Source organism: Janthinobacterium sp. GW823-FHT01H08, from assembly GCF_058797855.1.
This window is the reverse complement of record NZ_CM179504.1, coordinates 5,045,096-5,065,459: the sequence shown is the minus strand read 5'-3', so window position 1 is coordinate 5,065,459 and position 20,364 is coordinate 5,045,096. Positions and strand designations below refer to the sequence as shown.

Genomic DNA, 20,364 nt, shown 5'->3' with positions numbered 1-20,364 from the left:
GGCAAGCGTTATCAACTTCATCAACCCGCGAGCCCGACTCGATAAGTCGCGCTAACGGGTACTTATCCTTATAATCCCACACTCACTTCAGCATCTCCACGCGTTATCCGATTACAACTACGGTGCAACCTTGATTCGCGCAGGGATGGTGCATATACATTTTTTTCCACCGAATTTGCAATTTGGCGAGGCCGGTGGAGACGCCCCTGTGTAAAATGTGCTTTTATTCTTACACTCGCAGCAGCCAGGGCCGCAGCAAAAACAATTATATATTCAAAATGAAGGACTTAGAGAGATTTCTGGGAAGACATAGTAAATGAAGAGTCAAAATGATGTTGTTCCCCCTTCAACACCCCCGGTTCAGCCGCAAGCCCAATTCGTAACGATCGCCGAGGAAGAAGCAGGCCAGCGCATCGACAACTACTTATTAAGAGTGTGCAAGGGAGTGCCTAAAAGCCACATCTACCGGATCTTGCGATCGGGAGAGGTGCGCGTGAATAAAGGCCGTATCGATCAGCTGTACCGCCTCGCCGCCGGCGACGTGGTGCGCATTCCACCCGTGCGCGTGGCCGAAAAGGCGCCCACGGGCGCGCCGGCCGCCGAATTCAAGATCATCTTCGAAGATGCGCAGCTGCTCGTCATCGACAAGCCGGCCGGCGTGGCCGTGCATGGCGGCTCGGGCGTATCGTTCGGCGTGATCGAGCAATTGCGCGCCTCGCGCCCCGACGCCAAGTTCCTGGAACTGGTGCACCGCCTGGACCGCGACACGTCCGGCTTGCTGTTGCTGGCAAAGAAACGCACGGCGCTGACCAACCTGCACGAGCAGATGCGCGACGGCCTTACCGACAAGCGCTACCTGGTGCTGGTGGCCGGCGACTGGAAGAATGCGCGCCAGCATATCAAGTTGCCGCTGCATAAATATACGACGGCCGAAGGCGAGCGCCGGGTGGCCGTGCAGGCCGATGGCCTGGCGTCGCACACGGTGTTTTCACTGTTGCATAAATATCACAACTTCGCCTTGCTGGAAGCGGAATTGAAGACGGGACGCACGCACCAGATCCGCGTGCACCTGTCGTCGTCCGGTTTCCCCATCGCCGGCGACGATAAATATGGCGACTTTGCCCTCAACCGTGCCCTGTTGAAGGCCGACAGCACGCGCGGCGCCCTGAAACGCATGTTCCTGCACGCGCACCAGATCACGTTTACGCATCCGGAGACGGGCAAGACGATGACCCTGAACGCGCCGCTGGCTGCCGAATGCGAGCGTTTCTTGGTAAGCTTGGGCAAACCATTGGCCGTAGCCGCACGATAATTGGGAGTTACTTAACGATCCACCGCGTGCGCGCGACACTACTCACAAGGTAGTCAGTCGCCATCATTCATTCTCAAGGAGCCGGCGGCTATGCCGTCGGGAAACATGGCAAGAAAGCAATTTGATCTGATCGTCTTCGATTGGGACGGTACCCTGATAGACAGTACCTCGACCATCGTCAAGTGCATCCAGGCATCGGCCAAAGACCTGGGCTTGCCCATTCCCACCGAGTTGCTGGCCTCGCATGTGATCGGCCTGGGTTTGCAGGAAGCGATGCAGCTGGTGATGCCCGACGTGGAGCCGAAATACCATGCGCGCATGGCCGAGCGCTACCGCTATCACTATCTGTCGCGCGACCATGAGCTGACCCTGTTTCCCGGCGTACACGAGATGCTGCTGGAACTCTCGCAGCAAGCGTACTTTCTCGCCGTCGCCACGGGCAAGAGCCGTGTCGGCCTGAATCGTTCGCTGAATGCCGTCAAGCTGCTGTCGCTGTTCGATGCGACGCGCTGCGCCGATGAAACGTTTTCCAAGCCCCATCCGGCCATGCTGCAGGAGCTGACGCGCGAACTGGGGCAGGATATGCGCCGTACCGTGATGATCGGCGACACCAGCCATGATTTGTTGATGGCAAGCAATGCGGGTGCGGCGGGTATTGCCGTAGAGTATGGAGCGCATCCGGTGGCGCAGTTGCAGGCTTGCCATCCCCTGTATTCGGCCGCCACGGTGGCCGATCTGCACCAATGGCTGAGCGAGCACGCATGATGAGCGACGTTGTCGATGTGTTCATTTGTGCGGCCGACGCCGTGGCCGATGGCGGCAAGGGCGTGCGCTTTCCCGTCTCGGCCGGCGGCGAAACGACCACGGGCTTTGTCGTGCGCCACGGCGGCAAGGCGTATGGCTACCTGAACCGCTGCGCCCATGTGCCCATCGAGCTGGACTGGGCCGAGGGCGAGTTTTTCGAGTCCAGCGGCTTGTATCTGATGTGTTCGACGCATGGCGCCATCTATGTGCCGGAGAGCGGCTACTGCGCGGGCGGCCCCTGCAAGGGCGGCCGCTTGCGTCCGATACCCGTGACCGAGCGCGACGGCCAGCTGTATTGGCAGCCCGACGAGTATGTCCAGCCGCTGCCGGCCTGAAGCCCGGTGCAGGCATTATTGCAATTTAAACAAAGTGAACCATGAGCGAAAACACGAATGACAAGCTGGACAGCAGCGCGCCAGCCGCCGGCCACGGCGCCCCTGCAGGCAACTGGGAGCGCGACGTGCTGGAAAAGCTGGTATTTGCCACTTTGCAAGAGCAGCGCGCGCACCGCCGCTGGAGCATCTTCTTCAAGGTCTTCGGCCTGCTGATCGTGCTGTTTGCGCTGTGGGTGTTTTATGACTACAACACGGCCGACGACAGCGAGACCCTGGGCCGCCACACGGCCCTGATCGACATCAGCGGCGCCATCGAGTCCGAAGGCAGCGGCTCGGCCGCCGTCGTCATCCCCGCGCTGGACAAGGCGTTTTCCGATAGCGGCTCCGTGGCCGTGGTGCTGCATATTAATAGTCCGGGCGGCAGTCCCGTGCAGGCGGGCATGATCGTCGACGAGATGCAGCGCTTGCGCAAGGGCTATCCGGACAAGCCTTTATATGTGGTGGTCGATGAAATGTGCGCCTCGGGCGGCTATTACATCGCCGCCGCCGCCGACCGCATCTATGTCAACAAGGCCAGCGTGGTCGGCTCGATCGGCGTGCTGATGGATGGCTTCGGCTTTACGGGCGTGATGGAAAAGGTGGGCGTCGAGCGGCGTCTGCTGACGGCGGGCGAGAACAAGGGCTTCATGGACCCGTTCAGCCCCCTGACGGAAAAGCACAAGGCGTATGCGCAAGGCATGCTCAATGAAATCCACCAGCAATTCATCGAGGTGGTGCGGGCGGGACGGGGCAAGCGCCTGAAGGAAACGGCCGATACCTTCTCGGGCCTGTACTGGACGGGGGCGAAAGCCGTGGAAATGGGCCTGGCCGACGATTTCGGCACGGTCGACAGCGTGGCGCGCGACGTCGTCAAGGCGGAAGACATCGTCGACTACACGCAACATGAAGGCTTGCCGGAGCGCGTGCTCAAAAAGTTTGGCGCCGCCATGGGCGCGGGCGCCATGAAGGCGGCCGTGCAGCAGTCACAACCGGCGTTGCGCTGAGGACATCACTCTTGGCTGGCAGGCAAGCCAGTCGAGAATGATTTTCAATAAGGTGGTAAATTGGCTTGAAAATGGGGCTGCTTGGGCTATAGTGAAAGCGTAGTTCTTTTCAAGGAGGGGCGATATATCAACTATGTTGTCAGTACTAACTTGATTGGCAAGTCTTGGAACTACTCGCCGCATCGCAGATGTGGTTTTGAGTGAATTTACATTCCTCACTAAAGTCCCGATGGGGCTTGGGAACGGCGGCGCAATGCCGCCGTTTCCTTTTGTTCCTCTTTCGTGCCGGATGGACCGGTGTTGCCGGATGTGGTGTCTGGGCGTGCTGGCAAGGCAGGCATGCGAGGGCAGGGCATGGCTGGTTGAATAGGCCGGTTTCAGACGGCGCAGCCGTTGCAGTGCGCGGACACGCTGCTTGCCTGCCGGGCCGGCGTCGCGATGGTGCTGGCGTTGGCGCCGGAACTGATGTCAGGCGGCGTGTCCGCCATGGCGGGCGCCGGCACGTTCTCGGTTTCCGCATCCGTTTGCGCAAAACCGCCCAGCTCCAGCCAGCACATGAAATGGCATTGGGCCTCGGCATGCCAGTGCGACTGGCTCGCAGGCGACGGCGTTGCGCCCCCGTCCTGCTGCGCAGGAGTGTTGCTCCAACGCGCCACGCCGAGTCTGACCTTGTGCATGGCCGCCTGTTCCGTAGCGATGCGCTGGCGCATGTCGGCGATGCTGCCTTCTAAGGCGATGGTATCGGTATGCTTCATACAATGTCCTTGTGAGTCGTTGCCTGGTTATTATTCCTAAAGCTCGTTAGGCGGATTCCTAACGAAGTTTCAGTCTATCAATGCGATATTCCAAGCGCTTGATATTTCTCAAAGGAATTGACCATTTATATCGAAATCTCACCTTGCACTTCAGCTCATCTGTGCCTGCGCAAGGCTGGTGCGACCTCGGCGGCCTGGTACAGGGCCGCTTCACGCTGCCAGCCGCTTCTGGTAAAGTCACGCCCATGAGTAAATTATCCCTAGACCGCATCCTGCAATCGCAGGGTTTTGGCACCCGTAAATATTGCCGTTCCCTTATCGAAGATGGCGATGTCGTCATCGATGGCGTCACCCAGACCAGTTACCGCACCACCGTCGAGACCGACGGCCTGGTGCTGCATGTGTTCGAAGAAGAGTGGGTGTACCGCGCCCACCTGTACCTGGCGCTGAATAAGCCCGCCAACTTCGAATGCTCGCGCAAACCCAGCCATCATCCCGGCGTGCTGACCCTGCTGCCGGAACAGTTTACCTGGCGCGAAGTCCAGCCCGTCGGCCGGCTCGACCACGATACGACGGGCATGCTGCTGATGTCCGACGATGGCCCCTTTATCCATGCCCAATCGTCGCCGAAGCGTCACGTTCCGAAAATTTACCAGGCCACGACGCAAGAGCCCGTGACCGATGAACTGGTGGCCCTGCTGCTGGCCGGCGTGCAATTGCACGACGAACCGGCCCCGCTGGCCGCCCTCGTCTGTGTCAAGCGCGGCGAGTACCAGCTGGAAATCGTGCTCGAGCAAGGCAAATACCACCAGGTCAAGCGCATGCTGGCCGCCGCCGGCAACCATTGCAGCGCGCTGCACCGTTCCGCCATCGGCAGCCTGACCCTGGAATCGCTGGGCATTGCGGAAGGCGAGTGGTGTTACCTGACGCCCGAGCAGATCGCTCTCCTCGCGTAAAACTCTTCTGACCGTCAAAGCCGGGAATATCCCGGCTTTTTGGCGTCTTTAGCCTTCAATTGCCTGCATTTGACGAAGTTTTCCCTACATGAAATTAGCAACCCTGAACGATGGCACGCGCGATGGCCAGCTGGCTGTCGTCTCGCGCGACCTGAAAACGGCCCATCTGGCCGACGGCATCGCCTCGACCCTGCAAAAGGCGCTCGACGACTGGAGTTTCATCGCGCCCCAGCTGGACTTGTTGTACCAGACCATCAATAGCGGCCGCGGCCATCGCGCCTTCGAGTTCGATCCCGCCAACTGCATGGCGCCTTTGCCGCGCAGCAGTTTGCGCGTGGCCGGCGCTTCTTATCTGCAGCAGATCGAACGGGCCTGCAAGGCGGCGGGAACTGAAGTGCCCGCGAATCTGCGCGAATCGCCGCGACTGTACCAGGGGGCCAGCGACGATTTCCTCGGCGCCCACGACGACATCTGCCTGGCGCACGAGCAGTGGGGCATCGATTACGAAGCGGGCATCGCCGCCATCACGGACGACGTGGCCATGGGCTCGACGCCGGACCAGGCGCACCTGAACATCAAGCTGTTGATGCTGGTCAACGACATCACCTTGCGCAACCTGGCGCCGGACGAACAGGCGAGCGGCTACGGCTTCCTGCAGGCGAAGCCGGCCATGGCGTGCTCGCCCGTCGCCGTCACGCCAGACGAACTGGGCGACGCCTGGCGCGGCGGCAAAGTGCACTACGCGCTGCGTTGCAGCCTGAACGGCAAGTTGACGGGCCAGCCCCACGCGGGCGCCGACATGGCGTTCAATTACCCGCAAATGCTCGCCCATCTGTGCCAGACGCGCAACGCGCGCGCCGGCAGTGTGGTCAGCGCAGGCGGCGTCGCCAACAAGGAGATCAAGAAGGGATTTTCCAGCATCGTTGAGCGACGTAACCAGGAGATGATCGCCGATGGCGTCGCCAGCACGCCGTACTTGCTGTTTGGTGATGTTGTTCGTTTGGAAATGCTGGGCGATGACGGCAAGTCGCTGTTTGGCGCCATCGAGCAGACGGTGAAACAGGCCGAGGCGCGCAAGTCCCGCTAAGGTTACCGGAGAGTAAAGGAAATACAGGGGATTTGCCCCCCTGTTCCGCCGATGGCGCGCGCCCGCTTGAACCGATAATGCGTCATGCCCAGTCCGTATTGCGCCTAGCCAGGCTGCAGGACTTCACCGGAGTTGATTGATGTCGGAAGACAGCGACGCAGAAAAGACCGAAGCCGCGTCACCGAAGCGCCTCGAGCAGGCGCGTGAGGAAGGCGACGTTCCGCGATCGCGTGAAGTGGCCACGTTTACGGTGTTGATGGCGTCCGGCTGCTGTCTGTGGTTTGCCGGCGACGCCATCGTGCGGCGGCTGACGGCTGTCATGGTTTCCGGGCTGACCCTGGACCGGGAGCAAATCCTCAATCCCGACGCGATGATGTTGCGCATCGGCTACGACGTGGGTTCCGTTCTGCTGACCTGCCTGCCGTACGCCGCGGCCATCATGCTCGTCGCCCTCGCGTCGCCCGTGCTGGTGGGCGGCTGGCTGTTCAGTTCCAAGGCGTTCACCCCCAATTTTGGCAAGCTCAACCCGATTCGCGGCCTGGGCAATATGTTTTCGAAGAATGCGCTGGTGGAGCTGCTCAAGGCCATCGCCAAGACCCTCGTCGTCGGCGTCGTCGCCTGGATGGTGATGCAGCATCAAAAGGATGCCGTGCTGGGCCTGTCGGTGGAATCCCTGCGCGCCGGTTCGGCCCATCTGATCAGCCTGCTGATCACGGCCTTCCTGCTGATCGTCGGCGCGCTGGGCCTGATCGCCGCCATCGATGGTCCGTACCAGATGTGGCATTACGCCAACAAGATGAAAATGTCCTTGCAGGAAGTCAAGCAAGAGGCGAAGGAGTCGGACGGCAATCCGCAGATCAAGGCGAAGATACGCCAGATGCAGCATGAAATGTCGCGCCGCCGCATGATGGCCGACGTGCCGACGGCCGACGTGGTGGTGACCAATCCGACCCACTACGCCGTGGCCTTGAAGTATGGCGAGAATTCGCGCGGCGCGCCGCAGGTGGTGGCCAAGGGTATCGACGAAGTGGCGGCGAAGATCCGTGAACTGGCGGGCGAACACAAGGTCGCCATCCTGGAAGCGCCAGCCCTGGCGCGCGCGCTGTACAAGCACACGGACATCGGCGACGAGATTCCCGAGGCGCTGTACGGCGCCGTGGCCGAAGTACTGGCCTACGTGTTCCAGCTGCGCAGCTACGGCAACGGCCATGGCGAGCGCCCCGACAAGCCGAAAAAACTCGACGTGCCGCCCGAGCTCGATCCGCTCGACCCCGCATCGCAGACCAAACCCGCGGCAGACGCGGCAGACAAGAATAAAGGAAGCACACCATGAACGGCCTGAGATTGCCAGCCTGGCTCAGCGGAATGGGCAACAATGCCAGCAAGGGTGTCGCCGCGCCGATCATCATCATCATGCTGCTGGCGATGATGGTGTTGCCGCTGCCGGCCTTCATCCTCGACATTTTCTTCAGCTTTAATATCGCGCTGTCCATCATCGTGCTGCTGACGGCGCTGTACACGGTCAAGCCGCTCGACTTCATGGCCTTCCCGACCATCCTGCTCGTGTCGACCATGCTGCGCCTGTCGCTGAACGTGGCGTCCACGCGCGTCGTGCTGACGGAAGGCCATACGGGCGCCGACGCGGCCGGTAAGGTGATCGAAGCGTTCGGTCATTTCTTGATTGGCGGCAACTACACGGTCGGTATCGTGGTCTTCATTATTTTGACGATCATCAACTTTACCGTCGTGACCAAGGGTGCGGGCCGTATCGCCGAGGTGGGCGCCCGCTTCGCGCTGGACGCGATGCCTGGTAAGCAGATGGCCATCGATGCCGACCTGAACGCCGGCCTGATCGGCGAAGACGAAGCGCGCCGCCGCCGCACGGAAGTGGCGCAGGAAGCGGAATTCTACGGCGCCATGGACGGCGCCAGCAAATACGTGCGCGGCGACGCCATCGCCGGCATCATGGTGACCGTCATCAATATCGTCGGCGGCCTGCTGGTGGGCTTGCTGCAGCATGACATGGGCTTTGCCGATGCACTGAAGAACTACACCCTGCTGGCCATCGGTGACGGCCTGGTGGCGCAGATTCCTTCGCTGATCATTTCCACGGCGGCCGGTATCGTCGTCTCGCGCGTGGCCAGCGAACAGGACATCGGCACCCAGTTGGTGGGGCAATTGTTTGCGAAACCGCAAGTGTTGTACATTACCGCCGGCATCATCGGCGGCATGGGCCTGATTCCCGGCATGCCGAACATGGTCTTCATCCTGCTGGCCTCGCTGCTGGCCGGCTCCGCGTATTTGATCAGCAAGAAACGCACGCAGGAAAAAGCGGCGGCCGAAAAGCCGGCCGAAGCGCCGCCAGCCACGGTGGCGCCCGAGCAGGAGGAAGCCAGCTGGCAAGACATCATGCCCGTCGACACCCTGGGCCTGGAAGTGGGCTACCGTTTGATCCCCCTGGTCGACAAGACGCAGGGCGGCGAATTGCTCAAGCGCATCAAAGGCATCCGCAAGAAATTTGCCCAGGAAGTGGGCTTTCTGGCGCCGCCCGTGCATATCCGCGACAATCTGGAATTGAAGCCGTCCGCCTACCGCATCACCCTCAAGGGCGTGGAAGTGGGCGTGGGCGAAGCGTTCAACGGCCAGTTCCTGGCGATCAATCCCGGCATGGCCAGCGGCACCTTGCCGGGCCTGGCCACGAGCGACCCCGCGTTCGGCTTGCCTGCCACCTGGATCGACGCCAGCCTGCGCGACCAGGCCCAATCGATGGGCTACACGGTCGTCGATGCGGGCACCGTGGTGGCCACGCACTTGAATCACCTGATCACCTCGCATGCGTCCGAGCTGCTGGGCCGCGCGGAAGTACAGTCGCTGCTCGACCACCTGGGCAAGGATGCGCCGCGCCTGGTGGAAGACCTGGTGCCGAAGATGCTGTCGCTGTCGACCCTGCAGAAAGTGCTGCAGAACCTGCTGGCCGAGGGCGTGCACATCCGCGACATGCGCACCATCATCGAAACCCTGGCCGAGCATACGGTCCATACGCAAGACCCGAACGACCTGACGGCGCTGGTGCGCGTCTCGCTGGGCCGCGCCATCGTGCAGCAGCTGTTCCCCGGTGCGGCCGAGTTGTCCGTGATGACCCTCGACAGCCGCCTGGAGCGCCTGCTGATGCAGGCGATGGGCAATGGCGGCGACGGCGCCGGCATCGAGCCGGGCCTGGCCGATACCATCGCCCACCAGGCGGGCCTGGCCGCGCAGCAGCAGGAAGCGCTGGGCCTGACGCCCGTGCTGCTGGTGCCGGCGCCGCTGCGCGCCCTGCTGTCGCGCTTCCTGCGCCGCGCCTTGCCGCAGCTCAAAGTGCTGTCGCATGCGGAAGTGCCGGAAACCAAGACGATCCGCGTCACGGCGCTGGTGGGGGCGCAATAGTCGACAGCATTAGTACCGGGGTCAGACCCCCTCCAGCGTTAGCGCGGAGCTTTGCGTTAGCGTTAGTGGGGGTCTGACCCCAGCTTCTCAGCCCTTGCTTTTGGTCAAATAAACATCAATTTCCTGCCGGCAAACTGAATAACGGGTACTTTCCCGTCCTGTTCCTTCGATCATTTCCTGCAAGCATCGCTAATAATAGAAACTGTCCGGGTGATCTGTGTCCATGTGGAAGACAGCACCCAAGCAACAGGAGTCGATGATGGTCACACAGTTCAGCCAATATTGCGCCACCCCCGCCTTGGGAGGCCGGTCATGAATGTGAAGAAATTTACGGGCGCCTCGTCGCGCGATGCGCTGCGCAAGGTGCGCGAAGCATTGGGTCCCGACGCCGTGATCCTGTCGAACCGCCAGACCGATGGCGTGGTGGAAATCCTCGCGCTGGCCAATGACGATGCCGCTTCGCTGGCCTCGCCGCCGGCCGCGTCCGAAATGGCCCAGCCCCGTCCCCAGTTGCAGACCCAGTTCGCCACGCCGCAACGTCCGGCCGCCCCGGCCCAGCGCCCGGCCGCGCCACGTCCTGCCGCGCCGCGCCAGGCAGCCGGCGAGCCAGTGGACATGGCCCGCATGCAGCAGATGATGGCCAGCGCGCTGGCGCACGTCAAGGAAAACGCCGCCGCCGAGATGAGCGGCATGATGAATGAAATCCGCGCCATGCGCGGCATGATGGAAACCCAGCTGGCGGAAATTTCGTGGGGTTCGACGCAGCAGCGCGAGCCGCAAAAAGCCGTCGTGCTGCGCGAAATGCTGGCGGCCGGCTTCTCGGCCAGCCTGGCGCGCTACCTGATCGACAAGCTGCCCGCCGGCCTCGACGGTGCGCAAAGCATGCGCTGGATCAAGACCGTCCTGAGCCGCAACCTGAACACGGTCGCCAATGAAGACGCCATGCTGGAGCAGGGCGGCGTGTTCGCGCTGGTCGGCCCGACCGGTGTCGGCAAGACCACCAGCACGGCCAAGCTGGCGGCCCGCTGCGTGATGCGCCACGGCCCGGAAAAGCTGGCTCTGATCACCACGGACGCCTACCGTATCGGCGCGCACGAACAGCTGCGCATCTACGGCAAGATCCTCGGCGTGATGGTGCATTCGGTGAAGGACGAAGCGGACTTGCGCATCGCCCTGAAGGAACTCAAGAACAAGCACACGGTGCTGATCGATACCGTGGGCGTGAGCCAGCGCGACCAGATGGTGACGGAACAGGTGGCCATGCTGTCGGGCGCCGGCGCCGACGTGAAGCGTTTGCTGTGCCTGAACTCCACGGCGACGCAGGAAACGTTGAACGAAGTAGTGCGCGCCTACCAGGGCAGCGGCCTGGCCGGCTGCATCATGACCAAGCTCGATGAAGCGGCGTCGATCGGCAACGTGCTCGACGTGGTGATCCGCCAGAAGCTGAACCTGTTTTATGTGTCGAACGGCCAGCGCGTGCCGGAAGACCTGTACCTGGCCGACCGCGGCTACCTGATCGACCGCGCCTTCAAGCTCAAGCGCGACTCGGCGGCCACGCAGTTTTCCGACGCCGAACTGCCGCTCCTGATGGCGCAGGCGGCCGCCCGCAACAATGAAGCGCGCGGGGTGCACCTTGGCTAATTTCGATTTCGACCAGGCCGAGGGCTTGCGCCGCATGCTGGCCGGCCCGCAGCCGCGCGTCATGACGTTCCTCTCGGCCACGCCGCAGGACGACAAGGGCGCCATGCTGGTCAACCTGGGCGCTTCGCTCGCCTATGGCGGCAATGACGTGCTGCTGCTTGACGCCAGCGGCGGCAGCGATGGCGTGGCTGCACGGCTGGGACTGGCGCACGGCGCCAGCCTGCGCGACGTGGCGCGCCAGCAGTGCGGCCTGAACCAGGTCATCCACCAGGTGCCGCAAGGCTTCGGCGTGGCCAGCCTGGGCGCGCGCAACCACCTGATGGACAGCATGGACTATGCGGGCGAGGACGAATTGCGCCGCCTGGGCAAGACTTTCGAGGTGCTGGCGCGCCAGAGCGGCATCGTGCTGGTCGACGGCGTCGTGGCCGACGAGGGCGATTGCTTCCCCGTGCCCTTGATGGCCTCGTCGGATATCGTCGTGCAAGTGTCGACCAGCGCCACCTCGATCAAGGCGGCGTACTGCCTGATCAAGCGCCTGAGCCAGGAACTGGGACGCCGCCCGTTCGGCATTCTCGTCACGGGCGCTTCCGAATCCGAGGCAAAAGTGGTATACGATAATATGGCACAGGCGGCGAGCCGCTACCTGGCCGTGAAGCTGACCTCGATGGGTTCCGTGCCCGCCGATGAATATCTGCACCGCGCGGCGCGCCTGGGCCGCAGCGTGGTCGATGCGTTTCCGCTGGCGGGCGCTTCGGTGGCGTTTCGCGGACTGGCCGAGCGGCTGGCCCGTTCGGCGGCGCCGGTGCTTGGCGGCACCTTGTACCAGACGGGGAGCCCGCACCAGTTCAGCGCCTGAATCGAACCGCAGCACCAGATAAGATGAGAAAACAATAAGCAGCCTATGTACACGGTCAAAGGGAAATCGAACAAGGACTATTTGCTGACGGAGCACATTCCGCTGGTGAAGCGTCTGGCGCACCATATGAAGGCGAAATTGCCGCCTTCGGTCGAGGTCGATGACCTGATCCAGGCCGGCATGATCGGCCTGCTCGATGCCATTAGCCGCTATGAAGAGACGCATGGCGCGCAGTTCGAGACCTATGCCGTGCTGCGCATCCGCGGCGCCATGCTCGACGAATTGCGCACCAGCGACTGGCTGCCGCGCAGCATGCGCCAGAACATGCGCAAGATCGAGGAGGCGATGAGCACCTTGCAGCAGCGCCTCGGCCATCCGCCGACGGAATCGGAAGTGGCGAAGCTGCTCAAGATGTCGCTGGCCGACTACCAGGAAATGCTGGGCGACGGCGGCGGCCACCAGCTCGTGTATTACGAAGACTTTCATGATCCGGACGGCAATGACAGCTTCCTCGACCGCCACTGCGTGGACGAGGACAGCGACCCCTTGCGTTCCCTGCTCGATACCGATTTCCGGCAATCCGTGATCGATGCCATCGACGCGCTGCCACCACGCGAGAAAATACTCATGGGCCTGTATTACGAAGAAGAGCTGAACCTGAAGGAGATCGGCGCGGTGATGGGCGTTTCCGAATCGCGCGTCTCGCAGCTGCATACCCAGGCCGTCGCGCGCCTGCGCGCAACCTTGAGGGAGCAGGCGTGGACTGGTCCAGCGTAATCGGGCTGGCGCTGGCGCTGGCGGGCCTGCTGGTCGGCCAGGCACTGGAAGGCGGCAAGATGGCCTCCCTGCTGCAGCCGGCCGCCTTCGCCATCGTCATCATCGGCACCTTCGGCGCCGTGCTGCTGCAGACGCGGTTGCGCACCTTCGTGCGCGGCCTGGAAATGCTGCGCTGGGTCTTCCTGCCGCCCGCCGACACGCGCGCCGCGCTGGCGCGCGACATCGGTCAATGGAGCCTGACGGCGCGCCGCGACGGTCCGCTGGCGCTCGAGCGCCTGATGGAAAACACGGCCGACCGCTTCAACGCCAAGGGCTTGCGCATGATCGTCGACGGCATCGCGCCCGACAAGCTGCGCCAGCTGCTCGACGTGGAAATTTCCGCCTACGAAATGGCCGAGCGCCAGGCCGTCAAGGTGTGGGAATCGGCGGCCGGCTATTCGCCCACCATCGGCATCCTGGGTGCCGTGCTGGGTCTGATCCACGTGATGGAAAACCTCACCGACCCGAGCAAACTGGGCAGCGGCATCGCCGTGGCCTTCGTCTCGACGATTTATGGCGTGGGCCTGGCCAATCTGCTGTTCCTGCCGGTGGCCAATAAACTCAAGGCCATCGTCTCGCGCCGCGTGCTGCAGTATGAAATCACGGCCGCCGTGCTGTACGACATCGCCACGGGCGACCATACGCGCATCATCGAAGAGCGCGTGTCCAGCCTGCTGCACGAGCACTGACCATGATGCGGCGCGCGCGCAGGAAGTATGACGAGGAACCGGACAACCAGGACCGCTGGCTGATCTAGTATGCCGACTTCATCACTTTGCTGTTCGCGTTCTTCGTCGTGATGTACGCGATTTCGCAAGTCAACGAAGGCAAATACCGCGTCTTCCAGAACGCCATCGGCCAGGCCTTCAGCCTGGAAAAGGGCGCGCCGCCCATCATCATGGAAGCGCCGCAGGCGATCCCGTTGCCGAATCCCGCCCTGAAACGCCGCACGGAAGCCATCCGCCGCGAGCGCGAACACATGACGCGCCTGGCGCAGGACCTCACGTCCACCCTGGCGCCGCTGGTCAAGGAAGGCAAGGTGCGGGTCACGCAGACGAGCCGCGGCGTGAGCGTGGAAATCAATGCCAGCGTGTTGTTCGACCCGGGCGCGGCGCGCCTGACGGCGGAATCGGACCAGGCCCTGCGCGCCGTCGCCGTGCTGCTCAAGGATGATACGCACGACGTGCAGGTGGAAGGGCATACGGATGTGCAGCCGATCAGCAATTCCAATTTTGCCTCGAACTGGGAATTGTCGGCCGCGCGCGCCAGCGCCGTGGTGCGCCTGTTCATCGCCAGCGGCGTGCAGGCGTCGCGCCTGACGGCGGTGGGCCACGCCGACAATATCCCCGTGGCGCCCAACGAAACCCCGGAAGGGCGCGCGCGCAACCGCCGGGTCGCCGTGACGATCCTCTCGGGAATCCCGGAAACGGTGACGGAAGTGCCGACGGCGCCTGTGGCGCCGGCACCGGTTCCCGCCAACTGAACGCCGCCGCTTGCTACAAGCGCGGCCATCTTTCCTTTATTTCTACCTATTATCTCTCCATCATGAAAAGCAGCTCCCTGGGCGGTCTCGTCTATTCCACTGAAACGGGCCGCATGTGTCCCGCCTGCCGCCAGCCGCTGGCGCAATGCGCGTGCAAGGCGCAAGCCAGGACGGCGCCGGCGGGCGATGGCGTGGTGCGCGTGTCGCGCCAGACCAAGGGCCGCGGCGGCAAGAGCGTGACCGTGGTCAAGGGCTTGGCGCTGGACGCCATCGCGCTGGCCCTGCTGGGCAAGCAGCTGCGCACGCAATGCGGCTCGGGCGGCACGGTCAAGGATGGCGTGATCGAAGTGCAGGGCGACCATGTCGAAACGGTGATGGCGGCGCTGGCCAAGCTGGGCCACCAGCCGAAAAAGGCCGGCGGCTGAGCGTGCGGAGGCGTGCGGCCAGCTGCCGTTCGCCTGTGGTAACGTGCATTTCCTTTTATGCGCGACCTCATATGAACAGCAAACTGACCGGTATTGCCATCGCCGCTGCCATCGCGGCAGTGCTGGCGCTCGTGTACTGGCCCGCACCCGATGGCGGCGCGCCGGACACTGGCGCCACCGCTGCCGCCAGCGCGCCGGCGGGACGCAGCCTGGCGTCGTATTTGAATATCGACGCCACCCCGGTCGCCGATGCCGCGCCCGTTGTCGTGTCCCTGGCACAGCGGCTCGAACGCCTGGGCGCCAGCGGCAAGCCGGAGGACGCGTATGCGGCCTACAACCTGATCGACGACTGCATCGTCTTCCAGCGCGAAAACCGTTTGCCGGGGATGGAATTCGAGTTGGGGCGCGAGATGACGGTGGAAGAAAAAACCGTCCAGCAGCAGCTGTGCGCGGGTCTGACGCAGCGCCAGCGCGAGGACCGCCTCGGCTACCTGGCCACTGCCGCGCAAGGCGGCGTACCGGGCGCGGCTACCCTGTTCCTGTCGGAAGGTCCGTTCGGCGACCGCAGCGCGCTGCGCAACCGTCCCGATGATCCGCTGGTGCAGGCATGGAAGCGGCAAGCCATCGCCCAGCTGACGGCGCAGGCGGATGAGGCGGAACTGACCAGCGTGTCGACCCTGATGATGGCCTACCTGCGCGATGGCGACGTGGTGCAGAAAGACGCGCCGCAAGCGTATGGCTACCTGCTGGCCCTGCGCATGGTCTACGACGACATCCTCACGCCCGGCACCACGAATCCCTACCAGGACAGCTACTGGCACTGGCTGCAAAACGAGTTGACACCCGAGCAGCAGGCCGCCGCCCTGATCAAGGCGAATGGCATCGCCGCGAAATTCCGTCAGCATACGGGCCGGCCCACGCACGGTTGAGTGCGTAGACCAGCCCCTGCACAGGCTGGCCCGTGCATAAGCCGGTCCGTGCATAGGCCAGTCCGTGCATGGCGTCGCCGCACCGGCGCCAGGTCTGCCAGCTACGGCAGTGCTTGCAGGCGCCGGGTGCGGGTCAGGCAGCCGTCTTGCGGCGCCGTACGCTATACCCGATCAGCCCCAGTCCCGCCAGCAGCATGCCGTAGGTTTCCGGTTCGGGCACGGCCGTAGTGATGGAAATGTCCAGCACGGAATCACGCACGCCGAGGCCGCTTGCTACCAGGGTATAGGTGCCAGGTCCCAGCAGGCCGTTGAAGGTGGAATGGGCGAAGCTGCCCAGTACGCCCGTGAACGTATCCGATTGCACCAGGTTGTTGCTGGAGTCGAACAAGTCGATGTTGACGCCAGTCAGGCGGGGACCGAATTCGCTGGCGCCCGTGACCAGCCAGGCGGCGTTGCCCGTGAACGATTGCACGCCGCTGCCGACCGTAAACGTGGTCGTTTGCAGCAGCGAGCCGCGCTCTGTCGTGAAGGTGTCGACGAACAAGGTGTCTTGCGCCAGCAGCGGCGTGGCCACCACGGCCGTCGATACGAGATGGTTGTAGAACACGGCTTGCGTCTCGGCCTGCGCGGCTGGCGCCAGCAGGGTGCAGCCGAGCAGCAGCGCCGCGCCAGCCTTGGTTACTGAGAGAGAGTTCATATCATGCTCCTGTGTACTTGCAGTTGAAGTGGTGTGCGTCATGGCGTAGCGCAAAAGCGCAAGCCGGACGCGTGCAATGGATTAGCTATGCCTGCGGGAATGATGTTCGTGTCGGCGAGGAAAGTCCCACCATGTATTGGTGCGGCGTATGCTAGGGATTAGCATATAGTCATCATTCCCCTCAAGTTTGAGCGTGCTCAAATGTGTGGGCGTGAAGGGGGGGCGCTGTTGTTTCTGCGTGCGGCGTTGTGGCGGGAGTGCGGGCATGCCGGCTCCGCCGCAGCCTCCCTGGAGGGGCGGCGCGGCGGTGATGTGCAGGATGGTCGTGATATGGGGCCGCTGTTCGGGACGGCGTCAGGCGTGCAGCAATGGCTTATTGCTGTGCCTGTCGCTGTTGTTGCCTGCGCTGGGGGAAGACGGGAGGCGCTTAGCCGATGACGACGCGCCGGCTGGCCGTGTTTGCCATCGGTTGGCCGCTGGGGCCGTAGAAATTGCCGCTTTGGGCAGTGGGGCGCATGGCGTTCAGGGCGCCTTGCGTGTGCAGCATGTGTTTGTTGACCAGCAGGCTGTTCAGCCGGTTCTGTTCCTTCGCTTCGCGCGTCGTCTCGAGCAGGGCTTTCCACAGGGGCGCCGCCTCGGCGTCGCTGGTGCTGACCAACCAGTCTTCCATGCCCGCTTCGGCGGCCGTGAAGCCCGCCGCCGCCAGCGCCTGGTGGCGTTGCGCCGCCAGCTGGCTCAATTGTCCGACGAGCGCCGTCTTGCGGGCCGTGAGCTCCGTGATTGCATCGATGTCAGCCGCAACCAGATGCCGCTGTTCTTCTTTCATCAATGCCAGCAATGTGGTCATGAGCTGTTGCTCGTCGCGCAGGCTGGAAAACGGAGTCACTGATTGCATGAGGTAACCTATCTATTTCGTGAGTGCAGCAAGTCCTTGACCGTGTCGAGGAGACCGTCCGCCACTTTTTCAGAGTTGACCTGGAACTGGCCGTCGGCGATCGCCAGCTTGATGCGTTCGACTTTCTTCGTGTCGAACACGGCGCCGCTGCCGGCAGTTGCACTGGCCGCTAATGCCTGTCCTTGCGGCGACAGGCGTACATTGTCCGACGTTGTCGGTGTTGCCTGGGCTTTCTCGGCATTCCGGGCGCCCGAGGTATTCGCGGGCGCCACCGGCAGGCCGGGATTGCTTTTAATGGTGTTATCGGTAATTTTCACAGCGTGATCCTCGTCTGGTCGAAGTCAAAAAACTCCGGGATATGTGTCTTTATCGGCACCTTCTTCCGAAACTTTAGTGCGCCAGACCACAATATCGCTGTCCATCCGAGTTTAAAAGGCAACCTCCACCATGCCGCCAGCCCGCGCCACACCGCTGATCTGCTGGCCGCTCTGCGTGCGCACCTGTACCGTCTGACCGTCGCCGGCGCTGCCGATGGCGCGTCCTTCTGATGCCACTTGGAAACCGTTGCCGCTGGAAACGACGCGCACCAGCTGGCCCTGCATCACCACCGGCTTGCGGCGCAGGGTGTCGAGGCGCATCGGCGTGCCTGGCGGCAAGGAAATATTCGTGCTGGCGCCCACGACCTGGGCCATGTCTGTGGCGATGCCTGCCGGCAATGCTGCCAGGTCGCCCTGCATCGTCACCAGCTGGCTGGCATCGATGGCTTGCCCTTGCGCCAGCGGCACGGCGCTGGCCACATAGTCGCCCACGACGGCCACGTTCGCCTGCAGATAGATGGTCCAGTTGGAGGGGGCCGTGCAGCGCACGCCCACGGTCGTCTTGCCCCAGGCGCGCGCGCCTGGCGCCATAAAGGCTTGCGGCGCGGGGCAGGCGGCCAGGTTCAGGCGCGGATCGACGGCGCCGACGGTGACCGTCACCTTGCCCGGCAAGCCGTTGCTTTGCACTTGCAGGAATTGTTCCACGCTGTTGCGCAGCGCTTCCGGCGTCTGCCGGCCGGCGTTTTGCGCCTGCGCCAGCAGTGGCAGGGCGGCAAGAGCGAAGAAGAAAGCAAGCGGTGTTTTCATGGTATAGGCCTCTGGAATAGTGCCATGATAGTGCGCGCCGCCCCGTTTGAAGCGACGATTAAGGGGTAAAAGTACGGTCTGATCCGGCGATGGTCTTGCCGGCGGGCGCCGTACTATGTTTCCTGTCATCACTATACCGCCATCCTTCCGCCATCTCAGGCGCCAGTGGCAGATCTTTCCGGAGCCTGACATGATAGGGAAACTCGACGATTACATGCGCTTCAACGAGACGGCGCTGAGCCTGCGCTCGACGCGCCAGGAATTGCTCGCCTCGAATATCGCCAATGCCGACACGCCCAACTACAAGGCGCGCGACGTCGATTTCGCCAGCGCGCTGAAGGGAGCGATGGCACGCAAGGATGGCGTGCAGCCGGCCCTGAAGGGCACGGCGCCGCAGCATATGCCGGGCAAGGGCGTCGCCGCCGCCGTGGGTGGCAGCACGGGCGGCAAGGTCGAGACCCTGGCCGACGGCACGCCGCTGCTGTACCGCGCGCCGGCCCAGGGCGCCGTCGATGGCAACACGGTCGACATGGACCTCGAGCGCAATGCCTTTGCCGATAACGCCATCCGCTACGAGGCGGCCGTAACGTTCCTCAACTCGCAGATCAAGGGCATGCTGACGGCCATCCAGGGAGGACAATAATCATGTCGCTATTTAATATTTTCAATGTTTCCGGTTCGGCCATGAGCGCCCAGGCGCAGCGCCTGAACACGGTGGCCAGCAACCTGGCCAATGCCGACAGCGCCACCAGCGCCACGGGCGAAGCCTACCGCGCCAAGCAGGTGGTGTTCGAAGCCGTGCCCATGGCCAACGGCGCCACGGCCGTCAAGGTGCAGAAGGTGATCGAAGATCCGTCGCCGATGAAGCTGGTGTACGACCCGAAGAATCCGCTGGCCGACGAGAAGGGCTACGTCACCATGCCCAACGTGAATACGGTCGACGAGATGGTCAACATGCTGTCGGCCTCGCGCTCGTACCAGACCAACGTGGAAACCATGAACGCGGCCAAGTCGCTGCTCCTGAAAACCCTCACCATCGGCCAATAAGGCTGACTGACCATTATGGCAACCATCGATACGAGCAAAACCGTCACCACCGACCTGATGGCGACGATGAATCCGAAGAAGACCACGGCCGCGAAGGGCAGCGTCGAGGAAGAAACGAACAAATTCCTGACCCTGCTGGTGACCCAGCTGCAAAACCAGGATCCGATGAACCCGCTGGACAATGCGCAGCTGACCAGCCAGTTGGCCCAGCTGTCCACGGTGACGGGCGTCAACAAGCTCAATACCACGCTGGAAACGCTCAAGACCAGCTACCAGCAAGCCGAATCCATGCAGGCGGCCAATATCATCGGCCACGGCGTCTTGACTGCAGGCAAGAGCATTAACCTGAGCAAGAGCGCGGCCCTGCTGGGCGTGGACCTGGCGACGCCGGCCGACAGCGTCAAGGTCACCATCTACAACAGTACGGGCAAGGAAGTCCATTCCATCGACCTGGGCCCGCAGGACGCGGGTACCTTGCCGCTGGGCTGGAACGGCTCCACGGCCGAGCTCGACAAGGACGGCAAGAACATCGTGCTGCCTGACGGCGCCTATACGTTCTCGGTGGAAGCCAAGCGGGGCGGCGCCAAGCTGACCGATGCGGCGGCGCTGATGTTCGGTTCGGTCGCCAGCGTGTCGACGGGCGCCGGCGGCGTGAAGTTGAATGTGCCGGGCGTGGGCAGTATCACCATGGCCGATGTGAAACAGATTTTGTAAGCCGCTCATTTGTAGCGTA

The 20,364-nt window shown here is 63.0% G+C and carries 22 protein-coding genes and 1 pseudogene; 18 read left to right on the top strand and 5 right to left on the bottom strand.

Annotation, left to right across the window (positions count from 1 at the left end):
• Positions 1-316: 316 nt before the first annotated feature.
• From AC3RCG_RS22755 to AC3RCG_RS22740, 4 genes are all read left to right on the top strand, one after another.
• Positions 317-1,312 carry an RluA family pseudouridine synthase gene (locus AC3RCG_RS22755; protein ID WP_070220186.1) on the top strand — a complete coding sequence of 332 codons (996 nt, stop codon included), beginning with the start codon at positions 317-319 and terminating at the stop codon, positions 1,310-1,312.
• A gap of 105 nt (positions 1,313-1,417) precedes the next feature.
• Positions 1,418-2,077, top strand: a complete 660-nt coding sequence (locus AC3RCG_RS22750; protein ID WP_070289164.1) for an HAD-IA family hydrolase — start codon at positions 1,418-1,420, stop codon at positions 2,075-2,077.
• Positions 2,074-2,451 (top strand): Rieske (2Fe-2S) protein, encoded by a 378-nt coding sequence (locus AC3RCG_RS22745; protein WP_070289122.1) that lies wholly within the window; start codon positions 2,074-2,076, stop codon positions 2,449-2,451. The genes AC3RCG_RS22750 and AC3RCG_RS22745 overlap by 4 nt, the downstream gene beginning before the upstream one ends.
• A gap of 41 nt (positions 2,452-2,492) precedes the next feature.
• Positions 2,493-3,494 carry a S49 family peptidase gene (locus AC3RCG_RS22740; RefSeq protein WP_070220183.1) on the top strand — a complete coding sequence of 334 codons (1,002 nt, stop codon included), beginning with the start codon at positions 2,493-2,495 and terminating at the stop codon, positions 3,492-3,494.
• A 377-nt stretch (positions 3,495-3,871) separates the two neighbouring features.
• Here AC3RCG_RS22740 and AC3RCG_RS22735 read toward each other — a convergent pair whose 3' ends face one another.
• The gene (locus AC3RCG_RS22735) at positions 3,872-4,249 is read right to left on the bottom strand and encodes a hypothetical protein (RefSeq protein WP_492401940.1); all 378 of its coding nucleotides are present in this window, start codon (positions 4,247-4,249) and stop codon (positions 3,872-3,874) included.
• 245 nt (positions 4,250-4,494) lie between these two features.
• Between AC3RCG_RS22735 and AC3RCG_RS22730 the strand changes: the two genes are divergently transcribed.
• From AC3RCG_RS22730 to AC3RCG_RS22680, 11 genes and pseudogenes are all read left to right on the top strand, one after another.
• Positions 4,495-5,205, top strand: coding sequence for a pseudouridine synthase (locus AC3RCG_RS22730; protein WP_492401941.1), 711 nt, complete (start codon positions 4,495-4,497; stop codon positions 5,203-5,205).
• An 88-nt stretch (positions 5,206-5,293) separates the two neighbouring features.
• Positions 5,294-6,292: a fumarylacetoacetate hydrolase family protein gene (locus AC3RCG_RS22725; protein ID WP_492401942.1), complete on the top strand. Its 999-nt coding sequence runs from the start codon at positions 5,294-5,296 to the stop codon at positions 6,290-6,292.
• A 139-nt stretch (positions 6,293-6,431) separates the two neighbouring features.
• Positions 6,432-7,625, top strand: coding sequence for a flagellar biosynthesis protein FlhB (gene flhB / locus AC3RCG_RS22720; RefSeq protein WP_070220176.1), 1,194 nt, complete (start codon positions 6,432-6,434; stop codon positions 7,623-7,625).
• Positions 7,622-9,718: a flagellar biosynthesis protein FlhA gene (gene flhA / locus AC3RCG_RS22715; protein ID WP_070289125.1), complete on the top strand. Its 2,097-nt coding sequence runs from the start codon at positions 7,622-7,624 to the stop codon at positions 9,716-9,718. The genes flhB and flhA overlap by 4 nt, the downstream gene beginning before the upstream one ends.
• Positions 9,719-10,030: 312 nt before the next feature.
• On the top strand, positions 10,031-11,359 hold the full coding sequence (flhF, locus tag AC3RCG_RS22710) for a flagellar biosynthesis GTPase FlhF (protein WP_070220172.1): 1,329 nt from the start codon (positions 10,031-10,033) through the stop codon (positions 11,357-11,359).
• Positions 11,352-12,215, top strand: a complete 864-nt coding sequence (locus AC3RCG_RS22705) for a MinD/ParA family ATP-binding protein (RefSeq protein ID WP_070220170.1) — start codon at positions 11,352-11,354, stop codon at positions 12,213-12,215. The genes flhF and AC3RCG_RS22705 overlap by 8 nt, the downstream gene beginning before the upstream one ends.
• 45 nt (positions 12,216-12,260) lie before the next feature.
• A complete protein-coding gene (locus AC3RCG_RS22700) occupies positions 12,261-12,992 on the top strand; it encodes an RNA polymerase sigma factor FliA (protein WP_010400804.1) in 732 nt (243 codons plus the stop codon).
• Positions 12,974-13,720 (top strand): flagellar motor protein, encoded by a 747-nt coding sequence (locus tag AC3RCG_RS22695; RefSeq protein WP_046685945.1) that lies wholly within the window; start codon positions 12,974-12,976, stop codon positions 13,718-13,720. Before AC3RCG_RS22700 ends, AC3RCG_RS22695 begins: the two co-directional genes overlap by 19 nt.
• A 5-nt stretch (positions 13,721-13,725) precedes the next feature.
• Positions 13,726-14,514: pseudogene (motD, locus tag AC3RCG_RS22690) on the top strand (flagellar motor protein MotD).
• A gap of 62 nt (positions 14,515-14,576) precedes the next feature.
• A complete protein-coding gene (locus tag AC3RCG_RS22685; RefSeq protein ID WP_070220168.1) occupies positions 14,577-14,939 on the top strand; it encodes a translation initiation factor Sui1 in 363 nt (120 codons plus the stop codon).
• 71 nt (positions 14,940-15,010) lie between these two features.
• On the top strand, positions 15,011-15,868 hold the full coding sequence (locus tag AC3RCG_RS22680) for a hypothetical protein (RefSeq protein ID WP_492401943.1): 858 nt from the start codon (positions 15,011-15,013) through the stop codon (positions 15,866-15,868).
• Positions 15,869-16,001: 133 nt separating this feature from the next.
• On the opposite strand, the gene AC3RCG_RS22675 is transcribed toward AC3RCG_RS22680, so the two are convergent.
• The 4 genes from AC3RCG_RS22675 to flgA form a co-directional block, all read right to left on the bottom strand.
• Positions 16,002-16,565 carry an FxDxF family PEP-CTERM protein gene (locus AC3RCG_RS22675; RefSeq protein ID WP_070220166.1) on the bottom strand — a complete coding sequence of 188 codons (564 nt, stop codon included), beginning with the start codon at positions 16,563-16,565 and terminating at the stop codon, positions 16,002-16,004.
• A 427-nt stretch (positions 16,566-16,992) separates the two neighbouring features.
• Entirely contained in the window at positions 16,993-17,460 is a 468-nt protein-coding gene (locus tag AC3RCG_RS22670; RefSeq protein ID WP_070220165.1) for a flagella synthesis protein FlgN, read from the bottom strand.
• Positions 17,461-17,468: 8 nt separating this feature from the next.
• The gene (gene flgM, locus AC3RCG_RS22665; RefSeq protein ID WP_034754089.1) at positions 17,469-17,777 is read right to left on the bottom strand and encodes a flagellar biosynthesis anti-sigma factor FlgM; all 309 of its coding nucleotides are present in this window, start codon (positions 17,775-17,777) and stop codon (positions 17,469-17,471) included.
• A 111-nt stretch (positions 17,778-17,888) separates the two neighbouring features.
• The gene (gene flgA, locus AC3RCG_RS22660; RefSeq protein ID WP_070220163.1) at positions 17,889-18,584 is read right to left on the bottom strand and encodes a flagellar basal body P-ring formation chaperone FlgA; all 696 of its coding nucleotides are present in this window, start codon (positions 18,582-18,584) and stop codon (positions 17,889-17,891) included.
• A gap of 190 nt (positions 18,585-18,774) precedes the next feature.
• Here flgA and flgB point away from each other — a divergent pair, with 190 nt between their 5' ends.
• From flgB to AC3RCG_RS22645, 3 genes are read left to right on the top strand one after another with little or no spacing between them, the layout of a single operon-like run.
• Entirely contained in the window at positions 18,775-19,227 is a 453-nt protein-coding gene (gene flgB / locus AC3RCG_RS22655) for a flagellar basal body rod protein FlgB (RefSeq protein WP_070220161.1), read from the top strand.
• A gap of 2 nt (positions 19,228-19,229) precedes the next feature.
• Positions 19,230-19,631 carry a flagellar basal body rod protein FlgC gene (gene flgC / locus AC3RCG_RS22650; RefSeq protein ID WP_034754081.1) on the top strand — a complete coding sequence of 134 codons (402 nt, stop codon included), beginning with the start codon at positions 19,230-19,232 and terminating at the stop codon, positions 19,629-19,631.
• Positions 19,632-19,646: 15 nt separating this feature from the next.
• Entirely contained in the window at positions 19,647-20,345 is a 699-nt protein-coding gene (locus AC3RCG_RS22645) for a flagellar hook assembly protein FlgD (protein WP_070220159.1), read from the top strand.
• Positions 20,346-20,364: the final 19 nt, after the last annotated feature.